Source organism: Providencia alcalifaciens, from assembly GCF_915403165.1.
Classification (GTDB): domain Bacteria; phylum Pseudomonadota; class Gammaproteobacteria; order Enterobacterales; family Enterobacteriaceae; genus Providencia; species Providencia alcalifaciens_C.
Map to the genome: position 1 here is coordinate 3006757 of NZ_OU659204.1, position 15500 is coordinate 3022256.

The 15500-nt window shown below is 39.3% G+C and carries 15 protein-coding genes; 11 read left to right on the top strand and 4 right to left on the bottom strand.

Annotated features, from left to right (window positions below; all coding sequences use genetic code 11):
* Positions 1-112 precede the first annotated feature (112 nt).
* From gltS to LDO73_RS13710, 5 genes are all read left to right on the top strand, one after another.
* Complete coding sequence (gene gltS, locus LDO73_RS13690) at positions 113-1318, top strand: sodium/glutamate symporter (protein ID WP_224058642.1); 1206 nt, start codon at positions 113-115, stop codon at positions 1316-1318.
* Positions 1319-1473: 155 nt separating this feature from the next.
* Positions 1474-2382, top strand: coding sequence for a LysR family transcriptional regulator (locus LDO73_RS13695; RefSeq protein WP_154602378.1), 909 nt, complete (start codon positions 1474-1476; stop codon positions 2380-2382).
* 56 nt (positions 2383-2438) lie between these two features.
* A complete protein-coding gene (locus LDO73_RS13700) occupies positions 2439-3680 on the top strand; it encodes a D-amino acid dehydrogenase (RefSeq protein ID WP_224058643.1) in 1242 nt (413 codons plus the stop codon).
* 3 nt (positions 3681-3683) lie between these two features.
* Positions 3684-4037, top strand: coding sequence for a RidA family protein (locus tag LDO73_RS13705; RefSeq protein ID WP_224058644.1), 354 nt, complete (start codon positions 3684-3686; stop codon positions 4035-4037).
* Positions 4038-4287: 250 nt separating this feature from the next.
* Entirely contained in the window at positions 4288-5943 is a 1656-nt protein-coding gene (locus LDO73_RS13710) for an alpha-keto acid decarboxylase family protein (protein WP_224058645.1), read from the top strand.
* Between the two features lie 54 nt (positions 5944-5997).
* On the opposite strand, the gene LDO73_RS13715 is transcribed toward LDO73_RS13710, so the two are convergent.
* The 3 genes from LDO73_RS13715 to LDO73_RS13725 all read right to left on the bottom strand — a co-directional run bounded on the left by LDO73_RS13715 (position 5998) and on the right by LDO73_RS13725 (position 8925).
* The gene (locus LDO73_RS13715; protein ID WP_224058648.1) at positions 5998-6543 is read right to left on the bottom strand and encodes a DedA family protein; all 546 of its coding nucleotides are present in this window, start codon (positions 6541-6543) and stop codon (positions 5998-6000) included.
* A gap of 202 nt (positions 6544-6745) precedes the next feature.
* Positions 6746-7015 (bottom strand): DUF1471 domain-containing protein, encoded by a 270-nt coding sequence (locus tag LDO73_RS13720; RefSeq protein ID WP_224058651.1) that lies wholly within the window; start codon positions 7013-7015, stop codon positions 6746-6748.
* Between the two features lie 245 nt (positions 7016-7260).
* Complete coding sequence (locus tag LDO73_RS13725) at positions 7261-8925, bottom strand: alpha-keto acid decarboxylase family protein (RefSeq protein WP_224058654.1); 1665 nt, start codon at positions 8923-8925, stop codon at positions 7261-7263.
* A gap of 124 nt (positions 8926-9049) precedes the next feature.
* Between LDO73_RS13725 and LDO73_RS13730 the strand changes: the two genes are divergently transcribed.
* Positions 9050-9946, top strand: coding sequence for a LysR family transcriptional regulator (locus LDO73_RS13730; protein WP_224058656.1), 897 nt, complete (start codon positions 9050-9052; stop codon positions 9944-9946).
* Between the two features lie 164 nt (positions 9947-10110).
* Here LDO73_RS13730 and rlmF read toward each other — a convergent pair whose 3' ends face one another.
* Positions 10111-11076, bottom strand: coding sequence for a 23S rRNA (adenine(1618)-N(6))-methyltransferase RlmF (gene rlmF / locus LDO73_RS13735; RefSeq protein WP_224058658.1), 966 nt, complete (start codon positions 11074-11076; stop codon positions 10111-10113).
* A gap of 647 nt (positions 11077-11723) precedes the next feature.
* Here rlmF and LDO73_RS13740 point away from each other — a divergent pair.
* Genes LDO73_RS13740 through LDO73_RS18165 form a run of 5 tightly spaced genes read left to right on the top strand, consistent with a single transcriptional unit; the run spans position 11724 to position 15411 of the window.
* Positions 11724-12551 (top strand): TauD/TfdA family dioxygenase, encoded by an 828-nt coding sequence (locus LDO73_RS13740; protein WP_224058659.1) that lies wholly within the window; start codon positions 11724-11726, stop codon positions 12549-12551.
* 17 nt (positions 12552-12568) lie between these two features.
* Entirely contained in the window at positions 12569-13543 is a 975-nt protein-coding gene (locus tag LDO73_RS13745; protein ID WP_224058660.1) for a malate dehydrogenase, read from the top strand.
* 17 nt (positions 13544-13560) lie between these two features.
* Positions 13561-14628 (top strand): PrpF domain-containing protein, encoded by a 1068-nt coding sequence (locus LDO73_RS13750; RefSeq protein WP_224058662.1) that lies wholly within the window; start codon positions 13561-13563, stop codon positions 14626-14628.
* Complete coding sequence (locus LDO73_RS13755; protein WP_224058663.1) at positions 14618-15016, top strand: TSUP family transporter; 399 nt, start codon at positions 14618-14620, stop codon at positions 15014-15016. Before LDO73_RS13750 ends, LDO73_RS13755 begins: the two co-directional genes overlap by 11 nt.
* A gap of 59 nt (positions 15017-15075) precedes the next feature.
* Entirely contained in the window at positions 15076-15411 is a 336-nt protein-coding gene (locus tag LDO73_RS18165; protein WP_224058665.1) for a hypothetical protein, read from the top strand.
* The last annotated feature ends 89 nt before the right edge of the window (positions 15412-15500 follow it).

Below are 15500 nucleotides of genomic sequence, written 5' to 3' on the forward strand. Positions count from 1 at the left end.
CAACCTCAACAAAACTCATTGTTAAACAAAAGTTAAGCAAAGTAACTTCATTTAACACTAATGTTAAATTGCAAAAGTGAATGCTCTGGTAAACAAATGTGAGGTAAAAATAATGACACTAGATGCCAGCTATACGCTATTGTTTGCATGCTTAGCGCTGCTTATTGGGATGATTGTGGTGAAAATCAGCCCTTTTCTACAGAAAAACCATATTCCTGATGCTGTTGTCGGTGGATTTATTGTTGCTATCGTTTTATTAATTGTTGATAAAGCGGCAGGCTATACCTTCTCGTTTGATACCTCATTACAAAGCACATTGATGATAGCCTTCTTCTCATCAATTGGTTTAAGTTCAGATTTTTCGCGATTAATAAAAGGCGGGAAACCTCTCGTTATTTTAACACTTGCTGTTACCATTTTAATTGTGATCCAAAACGCAGTGGGCATGGGCCTAGCCGTCATGCTAAACGAAAGTCCATTTATCGGTCTAATTGCGGGTTCAATCACATTAACAGGCGGTCACGGTAACGCCGGTGCTTGGGGCCCTATCCTTGCCGATAAATATGGCGTAACTGGAGCGGTTGAACTGGCGATGGCTTGTGCAACTATGGGTCTGGTTCTAGGTGGACTTGTCGGTGGGCCCGTCGCTCGCCACTTACTGAAAAAAGTGACAATCCCAACAGCGACTGAGCAAGAAAAAGAGACCATCCTTGAAGCATTTGAGCAACCAGCGGTAAAAAGAAAAATCAACGCCAATAACATCATTGAAACCATTTCAATGCTGATTATCTGTATCGTTGCGGGTAGCTATATCAGTGAGTTAGTAAAAGATACGCCATTGCACTTACCAACTTTCGTTTGGTGTCTGTTTGTCGGTATCATCATCCGTAACGTCTTAACTCACGTATTTAAACATGAAGTTTTTGAACCGACGGTTGACGTATTAGGCAGCGTGGCGCTCTCGTTATTCCTTGCTATTGCACTAATGTCATTAAAGTTCGGTCAATTAGCTAGCATGGCAGGCCCAGTGTTAATCATTATTGCGGTACAAACCGTTGTGATGGTGCTATTCGCCTGCTTTGTCACCTTCAAAATGATGGGCAGTGACTATGATGCCGTCGTTATCAGTGCAGGTCACTGTGGGTTCGGGATGGGGGCAACGCCAACGGCAATCGCCAACATGCAAACCATTACTCGTGCATTCAGCCCATCACACAAAGCCTTCTTAGTGGTACCGATGGTCGGTGCGTTCCTGGTGGATATCACCAACAGTATCATCATCAAGCTATATATTGAATTAGGCGCAGCCATCGCATAATCCTTAATAACATATGCCGGCTCATAACCAAAAGTATATGAGCCGGCATTTTTCATTTCTGGTAAGTGACCCCGATATCGGATCCATGACATTTTTTTCTGTAGAATAAGAAAAAATGCAAAGTATTGCCCAGTTCTAACCATGGACGACCAATAATGAAATTAAGGCACCTTGATATCTTTTATGCAGTGATGACCTGCGGTTCACTCACTCGCGCAGCAGAAGTTCTGCATATTTCCCAGCCAGCGGCGAGTAAAGCCCTAAAACATGCTGAACAGCAATTGGGGCTCGTTTTATTCCAACGGATCCGAGGGAAATTACTGCCAACAGATGAAGCCAATTTATTATTTGAAGAGGCAAAAGAGGTTTATCAGAATTTAGATAGACTCAGAATTTTGGCGCAGAATTTATCTAGAAACCCACAAGGTAAGTTGGCTATTGGGTGTTTACCTAGTCTGGGGCTTAACTTAGTGCCTGAAGTCACCGCACTGTTTATTAAAAAACATCCAAATATCAAACTCACTATTGGTACCCATCACACCACTGATATTTTGCAATTATTAACTCAGCAAGATCTCGATATTGGCATCGCATTTAATTTGGCCATTGAAGGTGGGATCACCGTATTGCCTGTTGCTGATATTCCTCTCGTCTATGTGGATAGCCAGACTCCCGTGAAATCTCCCGTTTCACTGGTGGATATCGACCAAGACCGCTGGATCCACCCTGGCTCCGATTCCCTCTCTCAACTGCTACAGCAGAGGCATGAATTCCAAGAATCCAATATCAGCGTACACACCTACCACATGGCGGCGGAGTTCGTTCGTGCCGGCCTAGGTTGCAGTATTACCGATATTTTTTCTGCGGAACATACCCTACCAGAATCGATGATTTACCCTCTTAAAGAAAATTTGCATTTAGCCGTATCCGTTTTCCATCGCGCGGATAGACCGCTCACAAAAGCCGCACAAAATTATGTAAATACCTTGTCGCTAATACTAAAAAAACGCAACGCAGTAGTTAACCAAAAGTTATACTCTGGTGATGAAAACTCAATTGTTTAGTCTGACTATTCGCCGTTAAATGATAACTCCTAAGTTATTATTGGTTGCGGAATATTATGACTAAACATGTGGTAGTGATCGGTGCTGGAGTGATTGGATTAAGTACCGCATATGCTTTAATTAAAGCGGGTCAAACCGTCACATTAATTGAATCTGATTCTGACGTTGGCATGGAAACCAGCTTTGCCAATGGTGGACAATTAAGTTATCGCTATGTTTCGCCACTTGCGGATGCGGGCGTTCCATTACAAGGCTTACGCTGGATGGGTAAAAATGATTCCCCATTAAATTTGAGAATCGATTTTACATTACAACAGCTTTCTTGGATGACCCAATTCACCTTAGCCTGTAACCGCACAACCAATAAAATTAATGGAGCTCATTTATTACGATTATCACTACTCAGCCAAAATGTTATGAATACTTGGCGTACGAATGGTGATATTGCCGATTTCGCTTGGGAAAAATCAGGGAAATTAATTATCCATCGCGAGCAATCTAGCTTTAAAAAAGCCAGTGAAACCGTGGATAAAGAATTTCAAAAAGTCCTTAACGCCAATGAAATCGTTGAATTAGAGCCTGCATTAAAGAATATACAATCGCAATTAGTGGGCGCGATTTACGCCCCCGATGATGAAACCGCAGATTGCTATTTATTCTGCAAGAATATTCTGGCTTATTTATCAACACAGCCGCAATTTACATTATGTCTTGAGCACTCGGTCAAATCCTTTATTAAACTAGGCAATACCATTACGGGTGTAGAAACAGATCAAGGCACAATTCAAGCAGATGATGTGGTGATTTGTGCAGGCAATGGTAGCCGTGAGTTATTAAAACCCCTTGGCATTGAAGTACCAATTCTCGGCTTAAAAGGCTATAGCCTCAGCGTGAAATACCCAGAAATGGCGCATATCGTTCCTAAACTTAGCGTGACCGACTACGGCAATAAAATTGTCTACGCCAAACTTAATGATCAATTACGCATCGCAGCCATGGTCGATATTGGTTATGACAAATTTGGATTACGAGAAAACAGAATTTCTGCATTAAAAAACATTATTAAAAAAACATTCCCAAATTTACCTAAAATTGATGAAGCAGAAACATGGTGCGGTTTACGTCCGTCAACACCAAAGGGACCGCCAATGTTAGGCAAGACGACACACAGCAACTTATGGCTCAATGTGGGTCACGGCAGTTTAGGTTTTACATTAGCAGCGGGTAGCGCAGAGATATTAACTCAGCTAATTACCCAGCAACGCTCCCCTATTTCACTAGAAGGATTAACGAGGTAATTAATGTCCATTAAACGTAATAACCCAAAACCACGCTTAGCAGATAGCGTTGAATATGCTGGATTAGTTTACTTATCTGGACAAGTACCTACGGATTTAAGCAAAGATATTACCGCTCAAACCCAAGATGTATTAAACAAAATTGACGCATTATTAGCCGCTAGCAACAGTGATAAAACCCGTATTTTATCTGCTCAAGTGTGGATAAAAGACATGAAGCGTGATTTTGCTGACTTTAATACCGTTTGGGAAGCTTGGATGCCAGCTGAATTTAGCCCTGCTCGCGCCGCTGTTGAAGCGAATATGGCTAGGGAGCAGGTACTCGTTGAAGTGATGGTGACCGCAGCACAACGTTAATTTTAATTTATTCTATGGCATTCAAAAGATTAAATTTATTCTCTTGAATGCCTTTTTTATGTCTTTTATCATCTTTTTTGTCCAATCCTCATCTTAATGACTCTTTTTATTACCACTTCTAATAAAAAAAACACTCTCCTCTTGGTTATTCCATCTACTATTATCTATATGCATTTTGAAATAATTGACTGAAAATTAAAAACAAAACCAATAATTATCGGCTAGTTTAATACCAATATGGAGAAATTACATGATCCAAACCGTCATTGAACATGTTTTATCCAGATTACAGTCTCTTGGCATTAATGATATTTTTGGTGTTGCAGGTGATTATGCCTTTCCTATTAATGATGCCGTCTGTGCCTCCCCAAATTTACGTTGGGTAGGAAACTGTAATGAATTAAATGCCGCCTATGCCGCAGATGGTTATGCCCGTTTGAAAGGTGTCGCAGCACTTGCCAGTACTTTCGCGGTTGGAGAATTGAGTGCGTTAAATGGCATTGCAGGGGCTTATGCAGAAAGATTACCTATTTTCCATTTAGTTGGGATGCCTGCCAGCCATATCCAAAAAAATCAGACGATTATGCACCATACTTTAGGTAATGGTGATTTCGAAGTATTTTACAACGTCGCTCAATCCTTTTCGTGTGCACACGCGATTTTGACACCAGAAAACTGTATTAGTGAAATGACCCGTTTAATCGCTCAGGCTTTTGCTCAAAGACGCCCAGTTTATATTGGCATTCCTGCTGATCATGCCGTGAAACGCATCGTTGTGCAGAGCATCAAACCCCTCACATTACCAAGTAGTCGTCCTGATACCTTAAAAAAAGTCCTCAGTTTAATCGTCAATAAACTCAACCACAGTGAATCCCCATGCGCCTTACTGGGTTCACTCATATCACGGTTTGATTTAGTCAAAGAAGCGGAAGCACTGATTAAAGTCACTCACTTACCTTATGCCACAATGTTTATGGATAAAGGCGTTTTAAATGAAACCCACTCACAATATATAGGCATGTACAGTGGGCATTTAATGAACCCTGACATTGCTGAGTTTATTGAAAGCTGCGATTGTATTCTAAATATTGGCGCGGTGATGAGTGATGTGAATACAGGGTGTTTCACCGCGGATCTTTGCACTAATAATATGATCCATATAATGGACAATTATGTGGTTATCGATTCAACGGTCTATCCTGATGTCTATATCTATGAACTACTTTCTGAGTTAAAAGATATTCTGGCATTTATTCCGAATAGCTCGATAAAAGTTCACGGCTTAGGCGAACCAACCAAAAATGACAACGGAAAAATAACCAGTGATTATTTATATCCGCGATTTGAACAATTCATTAAGCAAAATGACATCGTGATAGCGGACACTGGGACATTCTCCATGGGGCTAGGATTTGCACTTCTACCTAAAGAAGTTTCTTTTCAAACTCAATCCCTATGGGGTTCGATTGGCTGGGCAACCCCTGCAGCACTAGGTGCAGCGCTTGCTGCGCCTCATCGGCGGGTGATCCTAGCTACCGGCGAAGGCTCTCATCAATTAACCGCGCAAGAAATTAGCTTATTTGCCCGCTGGGGGCTGAAACCTCTTATTTTCGTTCTCAATAATGATGGCTATTTAATTGAGCGCCTTTTCTGCCATGAACCCGAGGCCTATTACAACGATGTCCACCCTTGGAACTATGCTCAGCTTCCCGCAACCCTTGGGTGCAAAAATTGGTATTGTCAGAAAGTCACCACTTGCGACGAACTCGATCGAGTTCTCAATACACTCGAAAGAATAGATACTGCCGCCTATATTGAAATCGTAACCGACAGATATGAAGCCTCAGATTTACTGCAAGCAATGGGAAAAATAATCAGGTCAGAAACACCAAAACATCTTAAATAATGACACTTAGCCACCCAAGGCTACGGTGGCTCACAATCATAAACGGCGAGCTTTTCAGCGTCGCCTCCGGCGGATCCACCAAACTCCAATAATCACCAATACAATGATAGCTAGCCAAGAGAAATGTGGGTGAAATGGGAGCGCAAAGACAAGGGAGCTGACAAAGTAACCCGCCGATACAATCAAACATCCCCAAATGGCTCCGCCAAGGATATTTAATGCAAAAAATCTGAGTGGATTTACCTTGCTGGCACCAATAATAATTGGTCCAACAGTTCTCATTCCATACGCAAAGCGGATCCCAATAATAATCCAATTTTCATGGCGTTGTATTAACTGCTGAACCCGTACAATCTTACTTTGATGTTTTTGAAATCTCGGTAATACCCGAGCACCCGCATAACGCCCGACAAAAAAAAGCACATTGTCACTGACGACACCACCAAGCGCCGCAAATAACATCGTCAAAGGATAAGAGAGTAATTGATTATGTGCGGCCACTCCCGATAGAAAAGCAGCCGTTTCCCCTTCAAGCATCGCGCCAAGAAATACAGCCCAATAGCCATATTCCATTAACCACTGAGTTAATACTTCAGACATAAGACTGAGATCCCTTCCTGAACAACTGATAATGGATATCTTTAGCTAAAATCTTAACACAGATAAAATTAAATTTTTGTTTGTATTCTTGGTGATTCAATAAGGTGGGAGCCTTACGGCTAAAATGAATGGTACATAAAAAAACTGCACTTAACGACAACTTAAGTGCAGGGGATCACGACGCATAAAATATAAATATAGACTATTTATTGTATAAGCTAGCATTGATTGAAATATCGTTACCTTCACCTTCAGAGTTCACTGAGGTAATAATAAAGTATTTTGCACCCGCATCATCCGCTTTTTGTGAAACTGCATTCACATAATCCGTTGTTGTCGCTGCATTCATTACGATATTAATATTGCCAACTAATTTCATTTCCATGGACTGAATATAATTAATCTCAGTTGCACTCATCGCAAATGGACTTAAAAACATTAAAGAAACCAATGCTATTTTTAATTTATTCATCAAACTCACCTTTTATTAAAATAACGTCTCTCATTTAAATACATTCTTTTTTAGAGAATTAAATCATGAACATCATAAAAAGAATATTACTTGCCTGCTAATATATGATTATATTTACCTATTAAAATAAAGAATGTAGCGATGAATATCAAATTTAATATCATGCGAAACTTAGCATAAATTGCTTTTATTTATGCGATTTCTAACGTTTTAAATCAACGCTAAAAATATGGCTCAGCCTCATGTTAAAACGAATACAACGATGCCACAGACTGACCTATTTTTTCAGCCAGATCTGAAGCGGCATATCTATCCATGACTATCTCAATATACGCAGCTGAATCTATTACTTCAGCCTGTTTAATGGCGAAATCTAACTCATCGCAAGTGGTGACTTTTTGGCAATACCAATCAGTGCACCCTAATGCCGCTGGCAATTGAGCATAATTCCACCGCGGTAAATCGTTATAGTAAGCTTCAGGCTCTTTACATAATAATCGTTCAATTAAATAACCATCATTATTAAGCACAAAAACAATCGGTTTTAATCCAAAACGTGCAAACTGACTAATTTCTTGCGCCGTTAATTGATGTGAACCTTCCCCCGTCACTAAGATCACGCGCTTATTGGGTGCCGCAATTGCTGCGCCAAATGCCGCTGGCGTTGCCCAGCCAATTGACCCCCATAATGTTTGGTTATGAAACTGAGCATCTTTAGGCAGTAAAGCAAAAACCAACCCCATTGATGCAGTCCCTGTTTCTCCAATCACAATATCGTGCTCTTTGAACATTTTCTCTAAGCGCGGATACAAATATTGTGCAGTTATTTGCCCATTATCGCCTTGTCGAGGCTCACCCAATCCTTGAGCTGCAATACCGTGATGTTTTAACGAAGGTGCTAATATTTGCAGTTTATCCAATACCTCTTTCATCCTCACATTTGGGTAAATCGCAGACCCCACTTTCACTTGATCCGCTAAAATATTAATACCTTGATCAGGGGAAATCGATGCCGTAAAACTGCCTGAATTGAAATCCGTTAATACCGCGCCAATGCCTAAAATACAGTCGCAACTTTCAACAAACTCTCCCACTTGAGCATTCATTAATTTGCCATTATAAATTCCCATATATGTCGGGTTAGATTCGCTCACGATGCTTTTATCCATAAACATCGTCGCATACGGCAGCCCTGTCTTATCAATAATTGCCTGCACATCATCCGAATATCCTAGACGCGCTGCCAGGATCCCCGGAATAATACAGGCTTTTTGGCTGGCATTGAGTTTATCTACAATGGCATTCACTGCTGCATCAAGTGACTGCTCATCACTTTTCGGTGGTTCAGTTTTTTCATTTTGAGCAGATTTTTTATGTTGTGCATTAGCAATGACTGGCATCACCGCGTAATCAGATGGGATCCCCATATAGACTGGGCGACGCTCCTTCAGCGCAGTGGTAATTAATCGCTCGGTTTCATCAATGCAATTTTCTGGGGTCAATATCGCATGAGCACAGCTCAAATGCTGGCTTATTTGATAAAACACATCAAAATCACCGTTACCTAAAGTATGGTGAACAAGACGATGGTTTTTCTGAACAGCACTCGCGGGCATTCCCACTAAATGGAAGACCGGTAAATGCTCAGCATAAGACCCCGCAAGACCATTCAACGCGCTGAGTTCACCCACGCCAAATGTTGTCGAAAGTGCCGCAACGCCTTTGATTCTTGCGTAACCATCCGCGGCATAAGCGGCATTTAACTCATTACAGTTACCAATCCAACGCAATGTTTCACTTGCACAAACTGCATCTTCAATAGGAAAAGCATAGTCACCTGCGACCCCAAAAACTTCGTTGATCCCCAAGGTTTGCAAGCGCTCAAGAACATATTCGATAACCGTTTTCATAATGTAATTCCTAATAATAATTTCGACTGATTATTCAGCCTTTTATTATTATTAGCCCTAATGTTACATTAACGGAAATTATTTATAATTATTATAGCTATAACAAAATGTAATAGAGGTCACGATGGACATTCGAGGATTACGCTACTTTGTCGAAGTGGTACAACAAAATAACTTTAGCCGAGCGGCAGACAAATTATGCGTCACCCAACCAGCAATCAGCCGCAGCATTCAAAAATTAGAACAAGAACTTGAAACGGCCTTACTGATCCGCGAGACCGACGGTGTGAAACTGACCGATGATGGTGAGATTTTATTTCGCCATGCTCAGCAAATTTTGGCGCAATTCGACAGTCTTAATAACGCACTAAAAGACAAATCAGGTCCTCTCACAGGGGTCTTGAAGGTCGGTTTACCGCCTGTTATCGCTTCGACCTATTTTGCCGATATCATCATGGTATTTAGCCAAAAATATCCACAAGTCGAGTTGCAGATCATTGAATTAAGTTCAAACCATATGATGAATGCCATGCTCAAAGGAGACATAGAAACGGCTGCGGTAATGTCTCCATTTGATGAACAACAATTTCATTTATACCGATTTGCTACCGACCGATTGATGCTATTAGTGAACAATAAGCATCCATTATCCACCCAAAATAGTGTTAAGTTTGCAGAAATTCTGAATGAACCATTTATCTTCTTTCAAGATAGTTTCCGAATTAATGAGTTAATTGTTAATGCATGCGGGATTCATGGTAAAAAACCGATTATCGCAGGACGTAGTGGGCATATAGATCTTGTGATGGCAATGGTACGTGCAGGAGTTGGTGTAACATTACTCCCTGAAGGTATGTGGAAAAAGAATCATATTGGGGGGCTTTCTATTATTCCAATTACAGAGCCTGTTTTGGCCTATGAGCTAGCATTGGCAACATTAAAAGAGTCCCATCCAAGCCGCCGGGCAATAGCATGGAATGAATTAGCGTTGGAAATGTTGAATATGCCCTCATCATTATGAACCATAATAATGGGTTATAACTGAATAGCCACCAACTTGATAGACACCTTTAAGTTAGACAAGCTTGTTTTAGGAAAACATATTGAGAATAACGCGACATGCAGAAATTGAAAGGGAAATGCGAGATTTTATTGGTGCCGGTTAAATAACCGACACCAGAGAAATTAACGCCAGCGTTCTGCCGCCCAGGCGACCTGCTGTTGTGCGTCGTGGAAAGTCCAGGCCACGAAGCGACTGATTTTTTGCCCCTGCGCCATTTCAATGGTACGGACTTCGGCCGCCCCCACCTGCTTCAACGCGTGATAAATCGAAGGCAAGGTCGTGCTTTTAGAAATCAACGAGGTAAACCACAGGCAGTTTTGCGCTAGGCTAACGCTCTCCTCTACCATTTTGCGTACAAAGGCTTCTTCACCGCCTTCACACCATAGCTCTTTATTTTTTCCACCAAAGTTCTGTACCGGCGTGTCGGCTACCTCGCCTTTACCCAGCTTGTGCAGTTTGCGGCGGGTGCTGGCTTGCGCTTCCTGTTCAGAGCTATGGAACGGAGGATTACACATTGTGGCATCAAATTTCTCCGCCACGCCGATGATGCCGTTCAAAATAAATTCGGATTGTTTTTGCAAACGCAGACGCACGCTGTTTCTCAGCGTCGGATTCATCTCCACGATCATTTTGGCCGCATTGAGCGATACTGGTTCAACCTCCGAACCGGTAAAACGCCAGCCGTATTCACGCAGGCCAACGATCGGATAAATACAGTTGGCACCAACGCCCACATCAAGGATAGCCACGCCTTTACCTCGAGGGATCTCACCGCCGTTGCTAGTCGCCAGCAGGTCAGCCAGATGGTGCAAATAGTCGGCACGCCCGGGGATCGGCGGGCACAGATAACCGGCGGGAATGTCCCAGTGTTCGATGCCATAAAAATGTTGCAGCAACGCACGGTTGAGCATTTTAACTGCCGTAGGATCGGCAAAATCTACCGAGATGTCGCCCCATGCGTTCGGTTTGACGAACGGCTCCAGTGCAGGACAACTGGCGATCAACGCCGGGAAATCATAGCGCGAGCGATGACGGTTACGCGGGTGCAAACCGCTTTTCTGCTGCGGGAAGGTTTTCTTTTTTTCCACCGTGACGGGCTCTCTTAAAGGTATTTCTGACGCGTACGATACCATATACCCTAGAGCTTTCAAGTTGCAGCTAACAGCTCGGGATGAGACCGTATTAAGCCTGCATTAAAAGAATCCCATCCAAGTCGTCGGGCTACGGCATGGATCGAGTTAGCGTTGGAAATGTTGAATACACATTCATCATGAGTTCAATTAAGTTTCGCCCACCGGTAATGCGATTAACATTTCTAGGGATGACAAGCCCACAGAAGAATCTTTTTTAAATAGGAGGTTTTTCATAATAGCCTCTCAAATTTAAAGGAAAGTGAATGCAATGAAGTTCTTATTTTATTAGGATTTAATTCAATATCCCGTTTTATACATTTATTTAAAACTAATTCAATCGATTTATTAATTCATCAACGTATGAGAAAAAACCTTCGCAATCTCAAAAAAAAATATCACTTATTTGAAATTAAATTAATTCAAATTATTCCTCATGAAAAAATTTAAATGCGATCTAGTTTAATTAATTCCAGCAATAAGCACCTCATGTCAATTCAATAAAATATTTATTAACTTCAGAGTTGACATTCAATGTAAAATTCACATATAACTAACATTCAATTAACGCGAACTCCCATTTCAATCAACATACTGATATATATATGACCTTCATTAATAGAAATAATAAATTCCCTTTTGATTTTAGTTTTGATGTATCAAAAGTACAGATTAACATTGATTCCTTAATAAATATTCCCTTTGATAAACTAAATACTTTAATTGATTGTTTGAACCAATATGGATTTACCATTGTTGACTTTGGTGAAAATAAAATTCAACTAGACGAATTTCTACATCTTAAATTTTTATTTGGTAATCCAAAATCACACCCTAGAGCAGATTTTAATGGCGTTGTTCCTATAAATTCCTTTAATCCGTTAAAAGGGCATCTTGATTCTACAAATTCAGAACATCAGCTACACACAGATGGTTCTTTTTCATCATCTCCTGGGGATATTCTAGCTCTTCAATGTAATATCGCATCTAAAGTTGGCGGCTTATCGATTATTGCTAGTGCGCAGGCTGCTTACATACATATAAAAGAAAAATTTCCAGATACATATCATTTGGTTCATTCTAAAGATGCTATTGAAATTAAAAGGAATTCACAAAAAACGTTAGCACCGATTTATGATCTACATAACGGTAGATCTAAAATTAGATTCCGATTTCCAGATGGTGCAGCAGAGATAACACCAAGCGAGGAAGTGGCACCTATATATAAAGAATTATGTGAATTTTTTAAAAATAATAATAATGTAGTGACATTCCAGCTTCATAACAATCAAATGTTAATTGCTGACAATGGTTCTATTGTCCACGGAAGAACTAAATATCCAGAATCTGAATTAAGGGACCTAAGAAGGCTTAATTTGGATGGTAATGGAATATTGAATGGAAAAGTTCAATACGGAATAAAATTAGATTAAATAATAAGAGATGAATTATGGAAAATATTATAAAAATAGTTATTACCGGATCAGCTGGTAAAATCGGCTCAAGTATTGCATTTAGAATAGCTGCTGGGGAATTATATGGCTCGGAACAAAAAATAGATTTGCATCTTTTAGAAACATCAAAAGGAATGGAAGCTTTAAAAGGTATTGTAATTGAATTAGAAGATTCAGCTTTCCCATTACTAAACAAAATCGTGGCGACGGATGTAAATGATATAGCATTTACTGATGCAGATATAGCACTATTAATAGGCTCGACCCCTAGAACAAAAGGAATGGAAAGAGGAGACTTACTTGAAGAAAATGCAGCCATTTTTAGGGAGCAAGGAAAATCTATAAATAAGTGTGCCAAAAAATCAGTGAAAGTTGTCGTTGTAGGAAATCCAGCGAATACTAATGCTTTCATTGCCTATAATAATGCAAAAGATATAAATCCAAAGCAATTTACAGCTCTTATGCGTCTCGACCATAATAGAGCGGTATCTCAATTAGCACTAAAAACCAATTCAAGAATTGAAGACATTAATGGTGTAATTGTTTGGGGGAATCATTCTTCAACCCAATATCCTGATCTAAGATTTACAACTATAAAAAATCAGTTAGCACATTCGATTTTAGATAATAACTGGATAAAACACACCTATATTAAAAAAGTGGCTAATCGTGGTGCTGAAATTCTAGAAACCAGACCTTATTCAGCAGTGCATGGTGCTGTCTCCGCCACTTTAGATCATATGCGTGATTGGATATTCGGTTCGAATGGGAGATGGCGAACTATGGCCGTTATTTCCAACGGTGAATATGGTATTCCAGCTGGATTAATATTTGGAATGCCTGTGGTTTGTCATAACGGTGACTATCAAATAGTTGATAATATTATCATTGACTCATTTAGCAAGAATAAAATTGAAGAGTCAATTCAAGAGCTGCAATCAGAAAGTTTTCAAGTATCAAATTATTTATAAAGATAAGGTAAAATCAAATGAAATATTCAGTAAAAACCATATTAATGAGAGGTGGTGTTGCTAGAGGTGCTTTTTTTAATGAAAGCGATTTACCTCAAGACACTGAAGAAAGAAATTCATTTTTTCTATCAGCTTTTTCCTCTCCATTAGACTGCCAAAATGATGGAATAGGAGGAGGTAGCCTTACATCGAATAGGATTGCCATTATAAAAAAATCAAATAATAATGCAGATATTGATTTTACTTTTGCACAAGTGCTACCCGATGAAAATAAAGTTGATTACTCATCAAATTGTGGAAATATGTTAGCTGCTGCGGGACCATATGCAATAGAGGCTGAAATCATAGTTCCAAAAATAAATAATGATAAAATTAAATTAAAGATTTACAATAAAAATACAGATTCGTTTGTTAATTCAACATTCCGTATTGAGAATGGAACAGTTAAATATGCCGGTGATACTTTATTAGATGGTATTCAACGTAAATATTCACCTATAGAATTAGACTTTGGAAATGCTATTGGATTAGCTACCGGAAAGGTATTCCCAACAGGTTCAAAAGTAGACACAATCTGCGGGATAGATACTACATGCATTGATGCCGCAATGCCGATCATTATAATACGCTCAATAGATTTAGGCCTTACTGGCCTAGAATCAAAGCAAGAAATAGATGATAACATAGATTTAAAAAGCAAACTTTTGAAAATACGCCTTCAAGCAGGGATATTAATGGGATTTGATAACGTCAAAGATATGGCTATACCAAAAATTTGTATTTTTACACACCCAAGCGATGGTGGTACTGTTGCTGCCAGATATATTGATCCTATATTCTGTCATCCTCAATTTGGAATCACAGCAGGACTAGCTTTGGCTACTGCTGCTAAAATACCAGGAACTAATATAAATGAATATCTTAAACCAGATAATAATATTGAGAAATTTATAATAGAACACCCAAGTGGTACCCTGCCTTTAACACTAAATATAAAAATTGATAATGATGCTATATTTCTAAATAAAGCAGCAAACATCACAACAGCAAAAAAAATATTTAATGGTATTTTATATGCTGAATAGTATTTCATCAGCATTATCACCAGAACTTAGCATTTGGATTATATTCTCTATCATTTTAGTTATTGCGTTATCTTCATTCATTCATGGTTTAATAGGTGTTGGTTTTCCTTTAATATCCACCCCTTTAATCGCTGCTTTGACTGATATAAAAACTGCTGTGATTATAACTATAGTGCCAAATATAATTTTGAATTTGATAATCATTTTCCGAAAGAGTGATTGGAGGGAAACAATAAATAAATTCATCTTCATTGCGACTTGTGTTACTGCTGGCACTATGTTGGGCAGTAAAATTTTGATTCATTCAAGTGAAATATTTTTAAAAGGGATACTTGTTTTCATGTTGGTCATGGCTGTGTTGACAACCAATAAAAAAAATTTCAATTAAAGCAATATAACTTATCAGGTAAATTTTCACAGTTTCTATTTGGATTTACCGCCGGAATAATGGGTGGGGCAGTAAATATATCCGTTCCTTTTTTAACAATATACTTTACTAATACCGAGTACTCTCCAGCTGTAATGTCTCAAGCATTTAATGTGTGCTTTATATTTAGTAAGATCAGCCAAGCATTTATCCTTGGAATTGATGGGAAATTTGGGCTGTTAGAGATACTGATTGGTATATTCTTAAGCTTGGTAGCAATAAAATCACAAAAACCAGGACTAAAATTACAGGATCGTATTAGCAAAGAGGTTTATAAAAAATATTTAAATGTTTTTACTATTTTAATAACATTCTTTGTCTCCATTGATTTTATATATTCAGTCGTTATTCTGTGAACTAGATTTTTGCATTAGTATTATGAAATGAGTTTTTAATCTTCATGACTCTAGCCCTTTATAAGGGGCTAGGGTCATGCCACTAAAAT

Excerpts from the sequence above, each read along its gene's own strand:
- LDO73_RS13745 (WP_224058660.1), top strand. The coding sequence starts at position 12,569 with ATGGAAAATATTATAAAAATAGTTATTACCGGATCAGCTGGTAAAATC.
- LDO73_RS13755 (WP_224058663.1), top strand. The coding sequence starts at position 14,618 with ATGCTGAATAGTATTTCATCAGCATTATCACCAGAACTTAGCATTTGG.
- LDO73_RS13740 (WP_224058659.1), top strand. The coding sequence starts at position 11,724 with ATGACCTTCATTAATAGAAATAATAAATTCCCTTTTGATTTTAGTTTT.
- LDO73_RS13750 (WP_224058662.1), top strand. The coding sequence starts at position 13,561 with ATGAAATATTCAGTAAAAACCATATTAATGAGAGGTGGTGTTGCTAGA.
- LDO73_RS13705 (WP_224058644.1), top strand. The coding sequence starts at position 3,684 with ATGTCCATTAAACGTAATAACCCAAAACCACGCTTAGCAGATAGCGTT.
- LDO73_RS13715 (WP_224058648.1), bottom strand. The coding sequence starts at position 6,543 with ATGTCTGAAGTATTAACTCAGTGGTTAATGGAATATGGCTATTGGGCT.
- LDO73_RS13720 (WP_224058651.1), bottom strand. The coding sequence starts at position 7,015 with ATGAATAAATTAAAAATAGCATTGGTTTCTTTAATGTTTTTAAGTCCA.
- LDO73_RS13695 (WP_154602378.1), top strand. The coding sequence starts at position 1,474 with ATGAAATTAAGGCACCTTGATATCTTTTATGCAGTGATGACCTGCGGT.
- LDO73_RS18165 (WP_224058665.1), top strand. The coding sequence starts at position 15,076 with ATGGGTGGGGCAGTAAATATATCCGTTCCTTTTTTAACAATATACTTT.
- LDO73_RS13710 (WP_224058645.1), top strand. The coding sequence starts at position 4,288 with ATGATCCAAACCGTCATTGAACATGTTTTATCCAGATTACAGTCTCTT.
- LDO73_RS13730 (WP_224058656.1), top strand. The coding sequence starts at position 9,050 with ATGGACATTCGAGGATTACGCTACTTTGTCGAAGTGGTACAACAAAAT.
- LDO73_RS13725 (WP_224058654.1), bottom strand. The coding sequence starts at position 8,925 with ATGAAAACGGTTATCGAATATGTTCTTGAGCGCTTGCAAACCTTGGGG.
- LDO73_RS13700 (WP_224058643.1), top strand. The coding sequence starts at position 2,439 with ATGACTAAACATGTGGTAGTGATCGGTGCTGGAGTGATTGGATTAAGT.
- gltS (WP_224058642.1), top strand. The coding sequence starts at position 113 with ATGACACTAGATGCCAGCTATACGCTATTGTTTGCATGCTTAGCGCTG.